Origin of the sequence: Vibrio sp. N418, assembly GCF_000222565.1 — a bacterium.
In the GTDB taxonomy this organism is placed as follows: Bacteria; Pseudomonadota; Gammaproteobacteria; order Enterobacterales; family Vibrionaceae; genus Vibrio; species Vibrio scophthalmi.
Genome location: NZ_AFWD01000069.1, coordinates 142,695 through 163,791, shown reverse-complemented (window position 1 = coordinate 163,791; position 21,097 = coordinate 142,695). Strand labels below are relative to the sequence as shown.

Annotated in this window: 16 protein-coding genes; 7 read left to right on the top strand and 9 right to left on the bottom strand. The window is 45.0% G+C overall.

Features of this window, described 5'->3' with window-relative positions; translation table 11 throughout:
• Positions 1–172 precede the first annotated feature (172 nt).
• Positions 173–700 carry a DUF2062 domain-containing protein gene (locus RH86_RS15385; RefSeq protein ID WP_005594734.1) on the bottom strand — a complete coding sequence of 176 codons (528 nt, stop codon included), beginning with the start codon at positions 698–700 and terminating at the stop codon, positions 173–175.
• 8 nt (positions 701–708) lie between these two features.
• Here RH86_RS15385 and RH86_RS15380 point away from each other — a divergent pair, with 8 nt between their 5' ends.
• The 5 genes from RH86_RS15380 to kdsB are packed head-to-tail and all read left to right on the top strand — an operon-like array spanning position 709 to position 6,725.
• Positions 709–3,021, top strand: a complete 2,313-nt coding sequence (locus tag RH86_RS15380; RefSeq protein WP_083823377.1) for a DNA internalization-related competence protein ComEC/Rec2 — start codon at positions 709–711, stop codon at positions 3,019–3,021.
• A gap of 32 nt (positions 3,022–3,053) precedes the next feature.
• A complete protein-coding gene (gene msbA, locus RH86_RS15375; RefSeq protein ID WP_009387017.1) occupies positions 3,054–4,805 on the top strand; it encodes a lipid A ABC transporter ATP-binding protein/permease MsbA in 1,752 nt (583 codons plus the stop codon).
• Positions 4,806–4,808: 3 nt separating this feature from the next.
• On the top strand, positions 4,809–5,816 hold the full coding sequence (lpxK, locus tag RH86_RS15370; RefSeq protein ID WP_009387016.1) for a tetraacyldisaccharide 4'-kinase: 1,008 nt from the start codon (positions 4,809–4,811) through the stop codon (positions 5,814–5,816).
• On the top strand, positions 5,797–5,976 hold the full coding sequence (locus tag RH86_RS15365; RefSeq protein ID WP_005594740.1) for a Trm112 family protein: 180 nt from the start codon (positions 5,797–5,799) through the stop codon (positions 5,974–5,976). The genes lpxK and RH86_RS15365 overlap by 20 nt, the downstream gene beginning before the upstream one ends.
• Positions 5,976–6,725 carry a 3-deoxy-manno-octulosonate cytidylyltransferase gene (gene kdsB / locus RH86_RS15360; protein WP_009387015.1) on the top strand — a complete coding sequence of 250 codons (750 nt, stop codon included), beginning with the start codon at positions 5,976–5,978 and terminating at the stop codon, positions 6,723–6,725. The genes RH86_RS15365 and kdsB overlap by 1 nt, the downstream gene beginning before the upstream one ends.
• Positions 6,726–6,786: 61 nt before the next feature.
• Here the strand turns inward: kdsB and RH86_RS15355 are convergent, their stop codons facing one another.
• The 3 genes from RH86_RS15355 to RH86_RS15345 all read right to left on the bottom strand — a co-directional run bounded on the left by RH86_RS15355 (position 6,787) and on the right by RH86_RS15345 (position 11,636).
• Positions 6,787–8,325 carry a SpoVR family protein gene (locus RH86_RS15355; RefSeq protein WP_009387014.1) on the bottom strand — a complete coding sequence of 513 codons (1,539 nt, stop codon included), beginning with the start codon at positions 8,323–8,325 and terminating at the stop codon, positions 6,787–6,789.
• A gap of 9 nt (positions 8,326–8,334) precedes the next feature.
• Positions 8,335–9,606 carry a YeaH/YhbH family protein gene (locus RH86_RS15350; RefSeq protein WP_005594743.1) on the bottom strand — a complete coding sequence of 424 codons (1,272 nt, stop codon included), beginning with the start codon at positions 9,604–9,606 and terminating at the stop codon, positions 8,335–8,337.
• Positions 9,607–9,701: 95 nt separating this feature from the next.
• Entirely contained in the window at positions 9,702–11,636 is a 1,935-nt protein-coding gene (locus RH86_RS15345) for a PrkA family serine protein kinase (protein WP_005594744.1), read from the bottom strand.
• 358 nt (positions 11,637–11,994) lie between these two features.
• On the opposite strand from RH86_RS15345, the gene RH86_RS15340 reads away from it, so the two are divergent.
• Positions 11,995–12,723: a MipA/OmpV family protein gene (locus RH86_RS15340; RefSeq protein WP_038219786.1), complete on the top strand. Its 729-nt coding sequence runs from the start codon at positions 11,995–11,997 to the stop codon at positions 12,721–12,723.
• A 66-nt stretch (positions 12,724–12,789) separates the two neighbouring features.
• Here the strand turns inward: RH86_RS15340 and RH86_RS15335 are convergent, their stop codons facing one another.
• A complete protein-coding gene (locus RH86_RS15335) occupies positions 12,790–13,290 on the bottom strand; it encodes a YfbU family protein (protein ID WP_005594746.1) in 501 nt (166 codons plus the stop codon).
• 295 nt (positions 13,291–13,585) lie between these two features.
• Here RH86_RS15335 and RH86_RS15330 point away from each other — a divergent pair, with 295 nt between their 5' ends.
• The gene (locus RH86_RS15330; protein WP_009387012.1) at positions 13,586–14,674 is read left to right on the top strand and encodes a linear amide C-N hydrolase; all 1,089 of its coding nucleotides are present in this window, start codon (positions 13,586–13,588) and stop codon (positions 14,672–14,674) included.
• 73 nt (positions 14,675–14,747) lie between these two features.
• Here the strand turns inward: RH86_RS15330 and pflA are convergent, their stop codons facing one another.
• The 4 genes from pflA to RH86_RS15310 form a co-directional block, all read right to left on the bottom strand.
• The gene (pflA, locus tag RH86_RS15325) at positions 14,748–15,488 is read right to left on the bottom strand and encodes a pyruvate formate lyase 1-activating protein (RefSeq protein ID WP_005594749.1); all 741 of its coding nucleotides are present in this window, start codon (positions 15,486–15,488) and stop codon (positions 14,748–14,750) included.
• 205 nt (positions 15,489–15,693) lie between these two features.
• The gene (locus RH86_RS15320; protein ID WP_009387011.1) at positions 15,694–16,689 is read right to left on the bottom strand and encodes a lipid A deacylase LpxR family protein; all 996 of its coding nucleotides are present in this window, start codon (positions 16,687–16,689) and stop codon (positions 15,694–15,696) included.
• Between the two features lie 257 nt (positions 16,690–16,946).
• The gene (gene pflB / locus RH86_RS15315; RefSeq protein WP_009387010.1) at positions 16,947–19,223 is read right to left on the bottom strand and encodes a formate C-acetyltransferase; all 2,277 of its coding nucleotides are present in this window, start codon (positions 19,221–19,223) and stop codon (positions 16,947–16,949) included.
• 300 nt (positions 19,224–19,523) lie between these two features.
• On the bottom strand, positions 19,524–21,071 hold the full coding sequence (locus tag RH86_RS15310; protein WP_005594752.1) for a DUF3360 family protein: 1,548 nt from the start codon (positions 21,069–21,071) through the stop codon (positions 19,524–19,526).
• Positions 21,072–21,097 lie beyond the last annotated feature (26 nt).

Below are 21,097 nucleotides of genomic sequence, written 5' to 3'. Positions count from 1 at the left end.
GACGAGTGATAAAACAAAAAAGGACCGAAAGGTCCTTTTTTATTTTCGAACGAGAGTGCGAGTCGTTAGGCTTTAAAGCAAATATTCATACTCAAGCAACATACCAATTTCTTAATGAAATGATGGCCATTTTATATTGCTACAAATTATTCGTTTGTCGTTGTGTCTGAGTCTATCTTAGCTTTCTAGGTAAACGGAAACGACGCTTTTGCCAGCTTCGGACCACTGAATAACGCCAAAGTCCTTTAATGCCGAAATAGCCGATCATAGCGGAGGTGACACCGCAGATCATGCAACCCAACAGGAATGGAGGACCAATGGTGCTCATTTGGTGCAGGATAAATTCCCAAGATAGCTCAAAGTGGAACGGCTGCGGAGGCACATGCATGACCAAAGCGCCCAGTTTGTAGGCAAAGTAAAACAGTACCGGCATGGTAATGGGGTTGCTGACCCATACCAAGGCGACGGAAAGAGGTAGGTTAACACCGCAGACAATCGCAAGCCCTGCAGACATGATCATTTGGCTTGGTAATGGGACAAACGCCATAAACAAACCAACTGCAAACGCTCCTGCTGCTGAGCGGCGGTTAAGGCACCATAAGTTTGGGTTATAAAGTACGTTGCCAAAAACCTTTAGTGCCTTTTGACGTTTGATCATCTCATGATCAGGCATAAAGCGTTTTATGAATTTTCTTGGCATAGGAAATTATGTCTCTCTTTCTTCATTATTGGACATTAGCGTCATTCGCTACCTTGATCATAACCGCGTCACACTGGCCTAATATGCCGTCGTGGATGTGGTCAGTTCCTTGCCTAGTTTGGCTATTGCTTAGTTTCTATTGTAGAAGGCTTCGATGGGGCTGTGGAGTTGCCGCGGCACTAATCGTGATTTTGACTAGCGGCAATCTGCTACACCATCAATCAAACACCCTGTTTCAAGCCGGTTCGAATGTTACCATAAATGCCGAAGTTGACAGTCTTTTTAAGCCAATTAACCATGGCTTTCAAGGCATAGCCTCGGTTAGATCAATCAATGGTGAAAGATTGAACTACCTTTCTCGCCCTAAAGTCTACTTAATTGCCCCTAAAAATCTACAGTTGGGTGATCAGATAACCGCACAAGCCCGATTAAAGCCTGTAATTGGCGTGCTTAATGAGGTGGGGTTTGATCGAGAAAAGCACGCAATGAGCCAAGGTGTTGTGGGCATTGTTTCTATTCACCGCAATCATTCATATTTCATCCAAAGTCAGTTGTCATTCCGACAAATTTTATTTAACCGGATGTTTCAAGCATCGGATTCTCTGGCGAATCAAGGCTTGCTGTTAGCCCTTAGTTTTGGTGAACGAGCTTATATTGAACCGTCGCAATGGCAGGCGTTGCAGCAAAGTGGCCTTAGTCACTTGATCGCTATCTCAGGCTTACATGTCGGAATTGCATTTTCAGTGGGTTGGTTTGTTGGTTTAGGCTTAGTTCTGCTCGGCGGTAAAAAAGTTTATCTACCCGTGATCTGTGGCGGTGTAGGGGCATTGGCTTACACTTGGTTGGCTGGGTTTGCTATTCCGACACAGCGTGCGCTGTGGATGGTCGCGGTACTGATGGCGCTGCAGTTGACACGTACGCATACCTCCTATCGGTTTACTTGGCTGTTGGTGGTTTGTGCTTTGCTCTTCACCGACCCAAAAGCAGCTTATGCCAGTAGCTTTTGGCTTTCGATTACAGCGGTCGCGATTATTTTTTTATTTCTGTCGTTGAGATTGCCGCTGCGATCATTACTGCTTAAGGCGCTACTGATGCAACTCTGTTTGGTTGTGGTGATGGCGTTGCTGGTGGCGTGGCTCTATAACGGTCTGAGTCTGCATGCACTGCTCTACAATCTCATTTTTGTGCCTTGGTTTAGTTTTGTCATTATTCCCTTGCTGCTGTTTACCGTGGTGTTCGCCGTTTTTTTTCCACCGCTCATTCAGTGGCTACTAAGCACTATTGATCTGCTACTCCTGCCGCTGAGTTTGGCGCTACCACTCAGTCATTGGTTATGGTTTGAATTATCAGAACAACAGGTGTTGTTGCCTATTGTGGTTCTGTTTGTGTTGCTACTTGCATTGTTCGTGCGCAGAAAACCGCTGTTGATCGTGTTCTTAAGCATGATCTTGGCCTTAAACGTGCGCAAAGATGAGCGTGTTTGGCGGCTGGATTTGCTTGATGTAGGCCACGGGCTTGCGCTGGTGATAGAGAAAAACAATCGGGCATTACTTTATGATACAGGCGCGGCATGGCAGCGCACCTTCCGGGCGGCTAGCTTCAATTTGAATCAAGATGGTGTTGACGACCGAATATCGCAAGGCAGTTATGCGCAGCAGTTGATTATCCCTTGGTTGAGTCGTCGTGGAGTGATGCTCGATGGGGTTATTGTCAGTCATTTCGATAACGATCATGCTGGTGGATTAGCGGCAATAAGGCGTCGCTGGCCTGAGGCTAAAGTCTGGTCGAGCCAAACAGAGAATCGAATGACCACGGTCAATGAGCCATGCATCAAAGGGCAGCGTTGGCAATGGCAGGGGATTGACTTTGAGGTATTGTGGCCGCCAAAACTAACCTCTCGTGCTTATAATCCCCACTCCTGTGTGGTACGTGTACATGATCGAGAATATGGACATACGGTGTTGCTGACTGGGGATATTGAAGCTGTCGCACAATGGATGTTATTGCGAGGAACAGAGCCTTTACACAGTGACGTGATTGTGGTGCCACATCACGGCAGCAAAACGTCTTCTTCCACCGCTTTTATTAAACGAGTCTCGCCCCAGTTGGCTCTGTCTTCGAGTGCTTTTCAAGGTCGTTGGCAGTTGCCCAACCCAGCCGTTAAAGCTCGCTATTTGGCGGCTAACGCTCAATGGCTTGATACGGGCAGTTCTGGGCAGGTAACGTTGTTCTATCGCGGGAAAAATCGCCGATTAATAACAATGCGTTCAAGCAAAGGTCTGGCATGGTATAGGCAGATGCTGCGTAAGCGAGTAGAATAGAAGGATTATTGTAAAAAGAATAAAGCACTTCTATGTCTCTAGATCAAGATGAAACAACGTGGCAAACCTTTCAACGTTTGTGGGCGTATATCCGCTTATACAAACTGGGTTTATCTGCCGCTGTGGTTGCCCTTATCATCAACGCTATTGCTGATACTTATATGGTTTCATTGTTAAAGCCCCTATTAGATGAAGGTTTTGGCAATACGGAATCCGACTTTTTGAAAATTCTGCCATTTATTATTTTTGGTATGATGATCGTTCGTGGTTTAAGTGGATTCGTGTCTACTTACTGTTTGAGTTGGGTATCGGGCAACGTCGTAATGCAAATGCGTCGTGCTATTTTTAGTCAATTCATGCACATGCCAGTCGCTTACTTTGATAAAGAATCGACGGGTGGCCTGTTGTCACGTATTACTTATGACTCAGAGCAGGTTGCCGGTGCGACGAGCCGTGCACTAGTGAGCATCGTTCGTGAAGGTGCGAGTATTATCGGCCTTTTGACGCTGATGTTTTGGAATAGCTGGGAACTGTCGTTGGTTCTGATCGTGGTTGCTCCCGTCGTGGCGTGGGCGATTGGCGTGGTTTCGAAACGCTTTAGAAAAGTATCGAAAAACATGCAAGATACCATGGGTCATGTTACTTCTTCCGCAGAGCAAATGCTTAAAGGCCACAAAGTAGTCCTCAGTTATGGCGGTCAAGAAGTTGAGCGTGAGCGTTTTGATGTCGTGAGCAACAGAATGCGTCAACAATCAATGAAGTTAGTTTCTGCACAAGCCGTGGCCAACCCAGTGATTCAGTTGATCGCGTCAATTGCGTTGGTGACGGTTCTGTTTCTTGCAAGTGTTGATTCGATTCGCGAAACCTTAACGCCTGGTACATTCACTGTCGTATTCTCAGCAATGTTTGGTTTAATGCGCCCTTTGAAAGCGCTGACTAACGTAACCTCTGAATTCCAACGTGGTATGGCAGCGAGCCAAACCTTGTTCGCTTTGATTGATTTAGATACTGAGCAGGATAACGGTAAATTTGAAAGCCAAAATGTGCGTGGTGATGTAGAAGTAAAAGACGTGACGTTCACATACGGTGGCAAAGAGAAACCAGCATTGTCGAATGTGTCGTTTATCATTCCACAAGGTAAAACATTGGCTCTTGTTGGCCGCTCTGGCTCTGGTAAGAGTACCATTGCGAATCTATTCAATCGTTTCTACGACGTGGATTCAGGTTCGATTAGCCTCGATGGCCACGATGTTCGCGATTACACCCTAAAGAATTTGCGCAGCCACTTCGCTTTGGTTTCGCAAAACGTACATTTGTTTAACGATACTATCGCCAACAATATTGCTTATGCAGCGACAGAAAAATACAGTCGTGAGCAGATTGAACATGCCGCCCGTCTTGCACATGCGATGGATTTCATCGATAAGATGGATGAAGGGCTTGATACCGTTATCGGTGAGAATGGTGCCAGTCTATCCGGCGGTCAGCGTCAACGTATTGCGATTGCACGCGCGTTGCTGCGTGATGCGCCGGTACTGATTCTTGATGAAGCAACTTCCGCGCTGGATACTGAATCTGAAAAAGCGATTCAAGCGGCGCTGGATGAGCTACAAAAAGATAAGACCGTATTGGTGATTGCACACCGTCTTTCAACGATTGAAAAAGCCGATCAGATTTTGGTGGTTGACGAAGGTGAGATTGTTGAACGTGGTAGCCACCAAGAGCTTATTGCGCTTAAAGATGGTGCATACTCTCAGTTACACCGCATTCAATTTGGTGGTTAAGCTGTGATTGAAAAGCTTTGGTTTGAGAATCATCCAATTAAGTATCTGCTGTGGCCGCTATTATGGCCACTCAGTAAGCTATTCGGTTGGATTAGTCGCTCTCGCCGTCAAGACTATCAATCGGGTAAAAAGAGTGCTTATCGTGCTCCTGTGCCGATTATTATAGTTGGTAACATTACCGCGGGTGGTAACGGCAAAACACCAATGGTGATTTGGCTGGTGGAAAAGCTGCAAGCGCTAGGTTATACACCGGGCGTTGTTTCACGTGGCTATGGCGCAAAAGCGCCCAGTTACCCGTTAGTGGTTAACGCGGAGACTTCCACCGCTCATTGTGGCGATGAACCGAAACTGATTTTTAAGCGCACTCAAGCCGCTGTTGCGGTTGATCCAGTGCGCGCAGATGCCGTTAAAGCATTATTGCCACTGGGTGTGGACATTATTATCACCGATGATGGATTACAACATTATGCTTTAGAGCGTGATATTGAATTTGCAGTCGTGGATGGTAAACGCCGTTTTGGTAATCAACAGCTATTGCCTCTAGGTCCTTTGCGCGAAAGTGTGGAGCGCTTAAGCGAGGTCGATTTTATTGTGACTAACGGTGGTCAAGCGCAGCAAGGCGAAGCCGCGATGACGCTAACACCGAGCTTAGCCGTAAATATGAAAACTCGTGAGCAAATTCCAGTGAGCCAACTCAAGGGGCTGGTTGCGATGGCGGGGATTGGTCATCCTCCGCGATTCTTCAATACACTGGAGCAATTGGGGGCGGATTTAGTTCACTGCCAAGGCTTTGCCGATCACCAAGATTTTGCGATTGCGCAATTGAACGAGTTAGCCGCTCGCGGTACACATCTGATTATGACTGAAAAAGATGCCGTCAAATGTGCGAAAGAAGCGCAAGAAAACTGGTGGTATTTACCCGTATCTGCGACTTTCTCTCATGATGATGAAATGCGCATCTTAGAACGAATTAACCAAATAAAGGAACATTATGGATCACCGTCTGCTTGAAATCGTTGCGTGCCCTGTGTGCAAAAGCAAACTGACTTACGATAAAGATAAACAAGAGTTGATTTGTAAAGCGGATCGCCTTGCTTACCCAATTAAAGAAGGCATTCCAATGCTACTCGAGCCTGAAGCACGCTCGATGAGTATGGATGAGGGCAGATAATGTCATTTACGGTTGTTATTCCAGCTCGTTATCAATCGACGCGCTTGCCGGGTAAGCCTCTTGCTGATATCGGTGGTAAGCCGATGGTGCAATGGGTATATGAGCAAGCGGTGCAAGCGGGCGCCGACCAAGTGATCATCGCGACTGACGATGAGCGTGTCGAACAAGCTGCTAAAGCATTTGGTGCGCAAGTGTGCATGACGTCACCGAATCATGAGTCGGGTACTGAACGTTTGGCCGAAGTGGTTAAGCTGATGGGCATTGCCGATGATCACATCATCGTTAACGTTCAAGGTGATGAACCACTGATCCCGCCATCAATCATCACTCAAGTGGCAGACAACTTGGCTAATAGCCAAGCACCGATGTCGACTTTGGCGGTAGAAATTAGCGATGAAGCGGAAGTCTTTAACCCGAACGCGGTTAAAGTACTGACTGACAAAGATGGTTACGCGATGTATTTCAGTCGCGCGACGATTCCTTGGGATCGCGACAATTTTGCTAACAACAATACCATTGCTCAGCCATTACTGCGCCATATCGGTATCTATGCTTATCGCGCAGGCTTTATCAATACCTACATTAACTGGCAGCCTAGTGCGCTTGAGAAAATTGAGTGCTTAGAGCAGTTGCGAGTGCTGTGGTACGGTGAAAAAATCCATGTTGCCGTTGCGAAAGAAGCACCGGCAGCAGGGGTTGATACACCAGAAGATCTTCAAGCGGTGCGCGATATTATCGCTAACCGATAATAAGATCACCGCATAGAAAAAGGGGCTCTGAGAGCCCCTTTTTGTTGCTTGCTATTTGATGCTAAATACCAGAATCATAACTATTGCGCTGTGGGCAAGAGCCAATAATTTCTCTGCGGCCTGTGTCTTTAAGCTCCTCAAGAATAATATCAAAGCCCCATAGTCGGTAGAGATGTTTTAGCACCTCGGCAGAGCTATCATGCAGTGGGATACGGTCATGAGGTACATATTGTAGGGTCATAGAACGATCGCCACGCACATCGATATTGAACACCTGAATATTCGGTTCAAGGTTGCTGAGATTGTATTGCGCAGCTAACTTCTCGCGTATCGCCCGATAGCCCATGTCATCATGAATATGGCTAATCTCAACATAGTTCTTACGGTCATCATCGACGATTGAAAACAGCTTAAAATCACGGATTAACTTTGGTGACAGATATTGGCTAATAAAGCTTTCATCTTTGAAGTTCTTCATCGCAAAATGGGCGGCCTCTAGCCAATCGGTACCGGCAAGATTCGGGAACCACTCACGGTCTTCATCAGTGGGTTCTTCACAAATTCGGCGAATGTCGCGGAACATAGCAAAGCCAAGTGCATAAGGGTTAATGCCACTAAAGTAAGGACTGTTGTAAGCGGGTTGAGCGACGACCGCGGTGTGACTGTGTAAAAACTCTAGAATGAAGCGTTCAGAAACCACGCCTTCATCATACAGGTGGTTCAAAATGGTGTAGTGCCAGAACGTAGCCCAACCTTCGTTCATTACCTGTGTTTGCTTTTGTGGATAGAAATATTGGCTTACTTTGCGCACGATACGGACAATCTCACGCTGCCATGATTCCAGTAGCGGTGCGTGTTTCTCGATAAAATAGAGAATGTTTTCTTGTGGTTCAGAAGGGAAACGTACCTTGGCATCTTCTTCTTTTTCAGCTGATTTCGGTACAGTGCGCCATAAGTCATTGACCTGAGATTGTAAGTAAGCTTCACGTTCATCTTGGCGTAGTTTCTCTTCGGCAATCGAGATTTTCTCAGGTCGCTTGTAGCGATCAACGCCATAGTTCATCAGGGCATGGCAGGAATCGAGTAAATCTTCCACTTCATTGACGCCATACTTTTCTTCACATTCAGCGATGTATTTTTTAGCAAACAACAAATAATCAATAATCGAACCGGCGTCAGTCCAAGTTTGGAATAGGTAATTGCCTTTAAAAAAGGAGTTATGCCCGTAGCAGGCGTGCGCCATCACCAAAGCTTGCATGGTAACCGTGTTCTCTTCCATTAAGTAAGCGATACACGGGTTAGAGTTAATGACAATCTCATATGCTAAGCCCATTTGGCCGTGCTTATAACCTTGTTCAGTTTGAATGAATTTTTTACCAAATGACCAGTGATTATAGTTAATCGGCATACCAATACTTGAATAAGCATCCATCATTTGTTCGGAGGTAATCACCTCAATTTGATTGGGGTAAGTATCGAGGCGGTAGTGTTCAGCGACACGTTTGATTTCAACGTGATAGCGTTCAAGTAGGTTAAACGTCCAATCGGGACCGTCGGGAAGTAACTTGCTGTTAGTCGGCTGCTTTGTCTTTGTTGTCATATTGCCTCCCTAAGCGTTTTCTTTGCTGAATAGTTCCCTAAACACAGGGAATATATCATCAACACTGCGGATATTTTTCATGGCAAAGTTACCAAATGCACTCTCGAGTTTTTCATATTCGTGCCACAAGGTTTGATGAGAGCGACGGGTGATTTCGATGTAAGAGAAATACTGGCACTGCGGTAACAGTGACTCTTGCATCAATTCTCGGCAGCGAGGTGAATCATCCGCCCAGTTATCACCATCAGAAGCCTGTGCTGCGTAGATATTCCACTGTCCGACAGGGAATCGATCCGCGACGATTTCGTTCATGAGGCGTAGGGCGCTAGATACGATCGTGCCACCCGTTTCTTGCGAGTAGAAAAACTCATGTTCGTCGACTTCTTTTGCTTGTGTGTGGTGACGAATAAAGACCACCTCGACGTTTTCATACGTACGGGTAAGAAATAGGTAAAGCAATACGTAGAAGCGTTTAGCGATATCTTTAGTCGCTTGATCCATTGAACCAGAAACGTCCATGATGCAGAACATCACCGCTTGACTGGATGGAATAGGGCGGCGTTCGTAGTTTTTAAAGCGTAAATCGAACGTATCAATAAACGGAACGCTGTCGATTTTTTTTCGTAGCGCTTGGATCTCTTCTTTCAAGCGGCGCTCTTCAATGAGCTGTGCAGGCTCTTGGTTTTGGATTCGGTTTAACTCTTCTTCGAGTTCATGCATCATGCGGCGTTTACCCGCAGTCATTGCAGTTCGACGTGCTAAAGATTGTTGCAGTGATTTGACGATCGCGATATTAGCGGGCACCCCAGCGGTTTGATAACCCGCACGATGGGTTTTCCACTCGGTGATTTTGTTGACTTGTGTTTTTTCTAAATTGGGTAGAGCGAGGTCTTCGAAGAGAATATCCAGATATTCATCTTTAGAGATTTGAAACACAAATTCGTCTTGCCCTTCACCATCTGGGCTTGCTTCACCTTCACCCGCACCGCCACCTTGACCACCGCCTTTCGGGCGTTCAATCTTATCACCCTTAATAAATTGGTCATTACCGGGATGCACACGTTCTTTCAAGCCGCCTTGACCTTGATGGAAAATAGGCTCATTGATGTCTTTATGTGGAATCGCAACGTCTTCGCCTGTTTCGGTATTGGTGATAGAACGACGATTGACGGCATCCGCTACCGATTCCTTGATTTTCTCTTTATGACGACGAATAAAACGCTGTCTATTTACAGCACTTTTATTTTTTCCGTTCAGTCGTCTATCGATAAATTGCGCCATGACTCACCCCTTATTTACCATGCTATTCGTCCATCGTTGATGGTAATCATTGACGGCCCGCATTGGCGACATAGCGCCAATGCGGGTTATCGTCCTTATGAGGACTTACGAACGCGTAGATACCATTCAGATAGCAGGCGTACCTGTTTCTCGGTATAGCCTTTCTCCATCATACGAGCGACGAAATCGTCATGTTTCTTCTGATCTTCAGAAGAGGTTTTACTGTTGAATGAGATAACTGGCAGCAACTCTTCGGTATTTGAGAACATTTTCTTCTCAATAACGGTGCGAAGTTTCTCGTAGCTGGTCCATACCGGATTAGAGCCGTTGTTGTTGGCACGAGCGCGTAAAACGAAATTGACGATTTCATTACGGAAATCTTTCGGATTACTGATGCCAGCGGTTTTCTCAATTTTCTCTAGCTCGTTGTTCAAGGCTGAGCGGTCAAACAGTTGGCCAGTCTCAGGATCACGGTACTCTTGGTCCTGAATCCAGAAATCGGCATAGGTAACGTAACGGTCAAAGATATTTTGTCCGTATTCAGAGTAGGACTCTAAGTAAGCAGTTTGAATCTCTTTACCAATGAACTCGACATAACGAGGCACGAGGTAACCTTTTAGAAATTCGAGGTACTTTTCAGAGACATCTTGTGGGAACTGCTCGCGTTCAATTTGTTGTTCGATAACGTAGAACAGGTGTACTGGGTTCGCAGCCACTTCGGTTTGATCAAAGTTAAACACGCGTGAAAGGATTTTGAAGGCAAAACGGGTAGAAAGCCCTGACATACCTTCGTCGACACCAGCGTAATCACGGTATTCCTGATAGCTCTTCGCTTTTGGATCGGTATCTTTCAGTGTTTCACCATCGTAAACACGCATTTTTGAGAAAACCGACGAGTTTTCAGGCTCTTTCAGGCGTGACAGGATACTAAATTGCGATAGTAGCTCAAGCGTACTTGGTGAGCATGGCGCATTAGATAGCTCTGAGTGATCGAGTAGTTTCTGGTAAATTTTAACTTCTTCGGAAACACGTAAGCAGTAAGGCACCTTAACAATATATACACGGTCTAAGAAAGCCTCGTTGTTTTTATTGTTACGGAAGGTTTGCCATTCAGACTCATTTGAGTGGGCGAGGATCATGCCATCAAAGGGTAGGGCTGAAAGTCCTTCGGTACCGTTGTAGTTGCCTTCTTGCGTTGCGGTAAGCAGAGGGTGCAAGACTTTCAACGGTGCTTTGAACATCTCAACGAATTCCATGACACCTTGGTTTGCTTTACACAGTGCACCGGAGTAGCTGTAGGCGTCTGGATCGTCTTGTGAGAAATGCTCGAGCATGCGGATATCGACTTTACCCACCAGTGATGAAATATCTTGGTTATTTTCGTCACCCGGCTCGGTTTTCGCAATCGCTAACTGATCAAGAATCGACGGGCGAACTTTAACGACTTTGAACTTGGTAATATCACCACCAAAGTCATGTAGGCGTTTGGCTGCCCAAGGTGACATGATTGATCGCAAATAGCGCTTTTCAATGCCGTATTCTTGTTTGAGCAATTCGCCATCTTCTGCGACATCAAACAAACAAAACGGGTGGTCATTCACCGGGCTGCGTTCGCCATCAGCAGAGAGTATATAAACGGGTACTTGTTGCATTAATGCTTTTAGCTTTTCAGCTAAAGATGATTTACCACCACCCACAGGACCAAGTAGGTAGAGAATTTGTTTGCGCTCTTCCAATCCTTGAGCTGCATGTTTTAGATAAGAGACGATTTGTTCAATCGCATCCTCCATGCCATAAAAGTCTTTGAATGTTTCATAGCGCGAAATGACGCGGTTTGAAAAGATCCGACTTAGGTGAGGATCTTGAGCCGTGTCGATGACTTCTGGTTCACCTATGGCCATGAGTAAACGTTCGGCCGCGTTTGCGTATGCGCTTTTGTCATCTTTACACAATGCTAAGAAATCTTGTAAAGATAGCTCCTCATCCTTAGACGCTTCATAGCGCGCTTGGAAATGGTCGAAAATGCTCATAATGATTTCCCCTCTGAACCTGTCTAACTGACATACAACTCGCTAATAAATAACTAATCCCTCATTAATTAAGCCTAGTGTGGATTTCTAATATTGCTTAAAAAATATGGATTTATTTGCGTTATTTGCGATTAGTGAAGTGACGAATGGAAGAAATAAGAGACTGATATTGAGTATGTGACGTGATGAATAAAGACCTGAGCAATCAAACGTGCCACCTTGCGAAATATAGCTGATCGCAACGCATTGATCTTCATGGGGGATGATTTGAAATATGGAATGTCATTCTGTATAGTGCCGATGAATGAATTTTAAACAGGGATTAGGGTATACCGTGAAAAAACAATTATTGGTCACGATGCTTACATGCTACGCAGTGTCACCGACACTTGTATTAGCAAACATTTCACAATGGTCGTTAGGTGTGGCGGCTTCTTATTCACCAGCGGTGTATAAAGATACGCCGGCCAATAAGGCGGTGATTCCTGTGATTGGCTATGAAGGTGAGCATTTCTTTATGCGCGGCTTTAGTGCTGGTTACCGTTTGAATCCAATTGGTTCTACACACAATATCGTTTTTCGCGCTGTTTATGATCCTCGAACGCTTAAGCCAGAAGATTCGGATAACGCCGTTGTACAACAAATGGACGAACGTAAAAGTACCATATTAGGCGGCGTAAGCTATCAGTTAATTACCATGGTGGGTATGTTTGAAGCAACGGCAGGCAGTGATATTGGTGGTAAGCACAACGGCTTATATGCTGAAGCGGCGTGGCGCCTACCTATTCGAGGGCGAGGTTGGGCTATCACGCCAGGTATTGGTTATGCCTACAACAGCGATAAAATTAATAATCATTTATACGGGGTGAGTAAGAGTGAAGCGGTTCGAGCCAGGATTGACCATTTTGACCCAAGCTGGGATGGTCAGTATTTCATTGGTGCATCGGCCTTCATGCACCTAACACCGAACATTCGCGTCACCGGTGGTATTCGTTATACCAATTTAGAAGGCGAGATAGAAAAAAGCCCATTGATTGAATCGGGTGTTAACACCACGGGTAATATCGGTATTGCTTACGTATTTTAGCCTTGAAGATAAATGCGTATAAAAAAGGGTTGCAAGTGCAACCCTAAGATAAGCTTAACAATATGGTTAAGCGTTAAAAATTTGTTTTAATTCGTTGGCGCACAAGTGGTATTGACGTGGACACTTGCGCCATGTCGCGAGCATGCGGCGGTATTTTTCAAGCATTGGCATCTGTGCGTTGAAGTGGTGTTCACCTTTCTCAAACTGCGGGTAAAGACCTTCAGATTCCACTAGGAAACGGACGTAGTGTACTAATTTGCACTCAGTACCACAGTCAAAGCCAAGGAACTGTAAGCGGCGCTGATCGACTTCTTTGCGTTCGTGCTCTTCTAGCATGTTGTTGGATTCTTGCATTGCATGATACATCTCCATGATGTCGGTGATTTCACGACATTCATCTTCTTCAATACAGCCAAAATCTTTATTTAACTCACGCATTTGCATTACGTAGCCGCGTTCAACAATCGTTTGTAAGCGTTTGTATTTTGCCGCATTTGTTGGATCCATTTGCGACATTAAGTAGTACTGGTTAGATAGGATCAAACGTTGAGCGTTTGTCATTTCCATTGGATGGCCTCATAGTTCTAATACATCTTTATTGTGCTTAGGTTAGCCTTTTGTTGTGACATGAAACATGATCTCAACACAGGTTTGTGAGTAAAAATGAAAACTTTTTATCTTAATATATCGATATTTAATCTTATGTATCATCAAGACCGAAATGAGGCGGGGAACGGGGACTAGGCTTATGAAATATGGCGGATAGCTTTGTTTATTTGGCCGGATAGGTGTAGTTTTAAGCAGACAACTTAAGCTGCCATCGAGCAGAGTTTAAATCGATAACATCGAGTGTGATTGAATTATGAAAAAATCGATACTAGCGTTAATTTGCGCATCTTGTTTTAGTTATGCTGCCAATGCCTGTACGGGCATTTCTCTTTCCACAACCAATGATGATTACATTCAAGCGCGTACGATTGAGTGGGGACACAGTGATCTTAATAGTAAGCTGATCGTTTCTCCGCGCGATTATCGCTATACCTCAACCATGCCAGATCAAAAACAAGGGTTGAGTTGGCAGAGTAAGTACGGTTTTGCAGGTATTTCTGTTAGTGATGACAAATTTATCGCGGAAGGAGTGAATGAAAAGGGCTTGAGCGCGGGATTGTTCTATTTCCGCAATTACGGTTCGTTGGCAACTTATGACCCGCAAGACACCAGCAACAATATCACCGACATGGACTTTGTGCGTTGGATGCTGAGCCAGTTTGAAACGGTCGAGCAGGTTGAAGCTGCGCTGAGTAAAATTAAGATTGTGACCGTCTATTTTGATCAGCAAGGTAATCCGTCACCAACGGCGCACTGGCGTGTGTCGGATAAGCAAGGCAACAGTATTGTGATTGAAATAATGGATCACGGTAAAATCAATATTCATAAAAATACCGCTCAAGTGCTGACTAATTCGCCAGACTATTCATGGCATGTCACCAACTTAAACAACTACATTAATTTACACCCCGGCTCTAGCCCAAATCAAAAGTTTAACGGCGTCGAAGCACAATCGTTTGGGGTCGGTTCAGCGTTTGTCGGTTTACCAGGTGATATCTCGCCACCGTCTCGCTTTGTGCGTGCAGCGTTTTATGTTAACTCAGCTCCGGAGTTAAAAAATGGCGAGCAAGCGGTCTCACAAGCGTTCCATATTCTGAACAATTTTGATATTCCATTGGGCAGTGAGTTTAATGACAAATCACATATTCCCGACTTGCCAAGTGCCACACAATGGACATCGGTTATCGATCAAAGTAACGGCTTACTGTTCTACAAAACCATGCACGATAGCACCATTCGTCGAGTGGACTTGAACACGCTTAACTTTGATGCAAAAACAGAAACCAAACAAGCACTGGATAGCGGCTCATTCAGCTATCAAGATGTGGTTATTAAGCCATAGATAAGGCTTTTGTTGTGTAACAAAAAGGGCACTCCCACTGGGTAGCGCCCTTTTTTAATCGACTTGAAATAGATTAGTATTTCACATTTGAGTGGTATTGGCTGAGGATGGATTGAATGTTTTCCATCGTCTCTTTTGATGGCGGTTGTACGCCGTCAAGTGGATAGTCAAAGCCAAGTGCTTCCCATTTATGAGCACCAAGTTTGTGATAAGGTAACAGTTCAATTTTCTCAACGTTATCCATATCTTTGATGAACTCACCAAGCATGTGAGCCGCTTCATCTTCATCGGTGTAACCTGGAACCACCACGTAACGGATCCACGTTTTTTGACCAATTTTTTGTAAGTAGCGAGCAAAATCCAATACACGACGGTTGGAAACGCCAATAAATTCTTGGTGGATTTCATCTTTCATGTGCTTAAGGTCAAGCATCACCAGATCGGTCGCTTCAAGAACTTCATCAACCACATCGGTGTGTTTACGAATGTAGCCATTGGTGTCAAGACAAGTGTGGATGCCTTCTGCTTGAGCTGCACGGAAAAAGTCGCGGACAAATTCTGGCTGAAGCATCGCTTCACCGCCTGAACAAGTAATACCACCGCCAGATGCTTTCATGAAATGACGATAGCTTTTTGCTTCGTTGATGATCTCTTCAACGGTCACTTCTTTACCGTCATGGGTATCCCACGTATCACGGTTATGACAATACATACAACGCATTAAACAGCCTTGAAGGAAGACAATAAAGCGAATTCCAGGACCATCGACAGTGCCACATGATTCAAAAGAATGAATACGACCAGTTGTAGACATGAGCTCATCTCTTATAAATTATTTGCCTGTTATTTTATTACAAAAACACCTTTTTAAATAGGGGTTAGCGGTCGGTGAGGGCAAATAAATGGCGTAGATACTGACATTCGAATAGTAGAATAAAAGTGTGTACGTGATAGGTATAGAAAAGCACCTTTAAACCAATTGAACAAGGCGGATTTCAATTGGTTTATCTGGATGAAGTTTAGAAGAAAGTAAACAGCGATAAACTGCCGGTACCATAGATATCGTCAGGAGCATCTTTGTAGTCGGCGGTTTTGATGGTGGTGGCTAAACTGAGGCCATAAGAGGTGTTGTACCATGCGACGCCAACAATAGCTGTTGCTTGGTTGTGTGCGAGTGAAACCTCATATAAGTCGGGGTCTGGTAAGCCAGGGCGATCACCTTCAATGGTGATATCGTTAAACCGATAACGCGCTTCGATGCCACCGTAAACAAACCAACCACCATTGGATGCCCCTATCATCCCGGCTCGAAATGGATTTTCGCTATCAATATTGGCCGCTCCCATGTTGCCAGCTAAATCCGTTCCCCAACGAAACATGATGCCAGTTGAGACATCACTACGGAAATTACCCACATTAAGCTCTGATACATTGGCAATTTCAAATTCGGTATTGCTACTAATGCGTTCGCGATACCAGTTAAAGTGACTGAGATAACCGAGGTTAGCGACGATTTGATCACCAACTTGGTAGTGCCAACCTTGCGGATCATCGGATCCGGTTATGCCATGGACAATGTCCTGAGCCTTGTCTGCAAGAGAGTTTTCCCCCGTGGTACCCAAGGTGAAATTAAAGCGTTGGGCTTGCTGAGGGTGCAAGCTGATGTAGTTTAACTCGGCATGGAGAAATCCAGCATAAGGGCGGTTATCGGCGAGAGGTTCTGTGGCTTCAATATCGGTAGGGGTGTACATTTTGTGGCCAAGAGTAATCTCATATTTATCTAAAGATGAGGCTCCCCAAAACGATAAGCTGAGCGGTTTTAAAAGGCTGTTAGGTTGGATGGCCGATGAAGTGTAGGAGAGGAAAAGCCCGTTGGTGTAGTCTTGATCGACACCGAAGACACCATCGTTATCAATAGAAAACGAGAGGGTAGACCTTTCGGAAGCATAGCTAATCGACGAGGTTAACAACATCAATGTCACGATGCTCATCGACACAATGTGGACTCTTTTCATAAGACAACTTCCATGCACAAACAACGAGTAGAACTCTCGTAAAGATAGGAGATTATGTTACTACAAGCGCTGCGATAGGGAGCGATTAAGCGTCAAGGTTGTGCGCTGAATCCGATCTAATTCGCAGAGTTATTCAGTGACTAAATATGGTTGTGTTGCGTATTGAAATAGGTAATAAACACGTGAGTGCAGATTGCAATGCAGGCAAAAAAAAGCCCCGCTAAAAAGCGGGGCTTCATCAATCATTCAACCGAGAATTATAGAGACTCAGTGAAAGTACGTGCGATTACGTCAGCTTGTTGCTCTGCAGTTAGAGAGTTAAAGCGTACAGCGTAACCAGATACACGGATTGTTAGCTGAGGGTATTTCTCAGGGTGCTTAACTGCGTCTTCTAGAGTTTCGCGGTTAAGAACGTTCACGTTTAGGTGTTGACCACCTTCGATGCCAGCTTCGTGGTGGAAGTAACCATCCATTAGGCCTGCAAGGTTAGAACGTTGGCTATCTTCTTCTTTACCTAGTGCGTTTGGCACGATAGAGAATGTGTAAGAGATACCATCTTGAGCGTCAGCAAACGGTAGTTTACCTACAGAAGTTAGTGATGCTACAGCACCTTTCTCATCACGACCGTGCATTGGGTTTGCACCAGGAGCGAAAGGAGCGCCAGCACGACGACCGTCTGGAGTGTTACCAGTTTTCTTACCGTACACAACGTTTGAAGTGATAGTAAGGATAGACTGAGTTGGGATTGCATCACGGTACATCTTAAGTTTACGGATTTTGCCCATAAACGTAGAAACTAGTTCACATGCGATGTCATCTACGCGTGAATCGTTGTTACCGAATTTAGGGTAATCGCCTTCGATTTCGAAGTCGATTGCAATGCCATCTTCGTCACGAACTGGTTTAACAGTTGCGAATTTGATTGCAGATAGTGAGTCAGCTGCAACAGATAGACCTGCGATACCACATGCCATAGTACGACGAACGTCACGGTCATGAAGAGCCATTAGAGACGCTTCGTAGCTGTATTTGTCGTGCATGTAGTGGATGCTGTTTAGTGCAGTCACGTATTGCTTAGCTAGCCAATCCATGAAGTGATCTAGACGATCCATTACTTTATCGTAATCAAGAACAGCGTCAGTCATTGGAGCTTCTTTTGGACCAACTTGCATTTTCAGCTTCTCATCAACGCCGCCGTTGATTGCGTAAAGCATAGTTTTAGCAAGGTTAGCACGCGCGCCAAAGAACTGCATTTGCTTACCAACGATCATTGGAGATACACAACATGCAATTGCGTAGTCGTCAGATTGTAGGTCAGGACGCATTAGATCATCGTTTTCGTACTGGATAGAAGAAGTATCGATAGATACTTTAGCACAGAAACGTTTGAAGCCATCAGGTAGCTGCTCAGACCAAAGTACAGTGATGTTTGGCTCTGGAGAAGGACCCATTGTGTATAGGCTGTTTAGGAAACGGAAGTTAGTACGTGTAACTAGTGTACGACCGTCAAGGCTCATACCACCCATTGATTCAGTAGCCCAGATAGGGTCACCAGAGAACAACTCATCGTATTCAGGAGTACGTAGGAAACGAACCATACGTAGCTTCATTACGAAGTGGTCGATCATTTCTTGAGCTTCAACTTCTGTGATCTTGCCAGCAGCGATATCACGCTCGATGAAGATGTCTAGGAAAGTCGAAGTACGACCTAGAGACATTGCAGCACCGTTTTGTGATTTAACAGCAGCTAGGTAGCCGAAGTAAGTCCACTGGATAGCTTCTTGAGCAGTTTGAGCTGGCTCAGAGATATCGTAGCCGTACTTAGCAGCCATTTGTTTGATTTGACCTAGAGCGCGGTGTTGCTCTGCAATTTCTTCACGAAGTTGCATAGTAGCCGTTAGGTCTTCGCCGTTCTCAAAACGCTCTTGAAGAGATTTGAATTGAGCTAGCTTGTCCTTCATTAGGAAGTCGATACCGTATAGTGCAACACGACGGTAGTCACCGATGATACGACCACGGCCGTAAGCATCTGGAAGACCAGTCAGAACACCAGACTTACGACAAGCTAGGATATCTGGAGTGTAGATATCGAATACGCCAGCGTTGTGAGTTTTACGGTACTCTGAGTAGATTTTTGAAATCATAGGGTCAAGAGTTTCACCGTATGCTTTGCAAGAACCTTCAACCATACGTACACCACCGTTAGGGATGATTGCACGTTTAAGTGGTTTCTCAGTTTGTAGACCAACGATAGTTTCTAGATCTTTTTCGATGTAGCCTGCATCGTGAGCAGTGATGGTAGAAATAACGTCAGTATCGAAATCAAGAGGCGCTTTAGTTGCGTTCTCAATTTTGATGCCTTCCATTACTTTAGCCCAAAGCGTGTTAGTTGCTTCAGTACCTTCAGAAACTAGGAAAGATTCGTCGCCTTCATATGGAGCGTAGTTCTTTTGGATGAAATCACGAACGTTTACTTCGCTTTGCCACTCACCTGCAGCAAAACCTTCCCAAGCTTTAGCAAATTGCTCTGCCATGACATACCTACCTTTTTAGTAGAAAAAACACGTACTGGTTTCGCTGTTGAGCCAGCTATCCCGAGAATCGGGAACAGTACACTCTAATTAATAACAATATGTATAGCCTGTACCGTTTCGGTATTGAAACCGATCACAAACCTATAAATATTGTCACTACTCTTTATGTGGAATCTTACCAGTTCATTTTCAAGGTTACACTAAAAAAATTTTTAAACCTTAAACTAAATCAATAAATCCTAAAAAATGTTGATAAAAAAGGGGGCATATATGTTTGCCCCCACAGTTATAGCTTAAAAATTATAGGAATGCCTTGATGCCGTATTGACCTTCAAGCATACCAACTGCAAGCATTGCAACCAAACAGATTACAAGAACACCTACAGGGATAACAATCTTATCAACGAATGATAGACGAGCAGCACGCTCTTTATCACCAATTAGACCGTTGTTATCAAGAAGCATGGTTAGTGCCCAAGCAAGAACAGGGTTAACAACCGCAGAACCAAAGATACAGATACCTGCAGCTTGTGAATCTTTAGAGTCTTTAACCATCTGCATACCCGCTTCAAGTAGAGGTAGAGATACACCTACAAGTAGAGCAACACGCATTACTGGTGGCCATACCGCGATATCCATTGGGAAACCTAGGATTGCGATGATCATAACCAATAGACCTAGCAAGATCGCGCCGCCTGGGATAGGGCGTTTAGCAATCGCTGCAGGGATCATGTACGTACCCCAAGAAGAAGTAATGTTACCACCACCAACTGCAGTACCAACCATCTGACGGATAGAACACATGGTCATTGTATCATCAACGTCCATCAGTACTTTTTCAGTCTTACGTGGGTAGTTCAGTTCTTGGAAGATACGGTGACCTAGGAAGTCTGGTGACCACATTGCAACCGCTAGAATAGCAAACGGTAGTGATGCGATGAAGTGTTGCGTGTTTGGTAGACCAAGCATCCAACCTTCGTCTGTGCTACCCCACCAGTAAACTGGGTTTAGGTTAGGAAGACCCGTTTCAGTTACGAATTTAATATCGAAACCTGCGCCTAGGATTAGAGCAATGATAAGACCGGTAAATGCACACACTGGAATTGCCAACCAACGCTTGTTCACTTTTGCAAGTAAAGCGTAAAGAGCAATCGTCACAGCAAGAACAATCAGACCGACATAACCCATGCTACCCGCTTCAACGGTGCTAGATTGCAGACCAACCGCCCACTCTTGAATAGAGGTGATTTGGCTCATGGTACCCGTTAGACCTAGGAAGATTAGCAAGCCACCGGCTGTACCTTCTGAGGTGAGGTTCACCAGTTTCGAGCCACCTTTAAGGAAGCTAAGAATCAGGCCAAAGATACCAATCAAAATTGCTAACGCAAGAGGGTGTGCACCGGCAAGAGCGATCGTACCGATTAGTGGGATCATTGGACCGTGGTTACCCGCAAGGTTCGCTTTCGGGTTAATAAAGCCAGAGGCTAGAACACAGAACAAGAATGCTGGGATAAGCATTTCTACACGAGCAACTTCGATCGCGAATTCTTTACCAAGATTTACGTGATCCCAAGCGGCTGATAAGCCTTCTGCCCAAGACATCATTACCGCTGAGTACATCGCGATGATGCCGATTGTGCCAGCTAGTGCTGGAACAAGGTCTTCTAATTCGAAACGGAAATCACGACCAGGAAGGTTTAGAGCGAAGCGACGAGGCTTCATAATTTGTAGTTCGTGATCTAGGTAATCTGAACGGGTTTCGAACTCCGAAGCTGGACGGTGCAGCTCTTGGTAGCTCTTGTTCTCGATATCCGAATCAGAGTGCGGCTTATTGACTGCGTCTGACATAGATTCCTCATATAATAAAAGTTAAT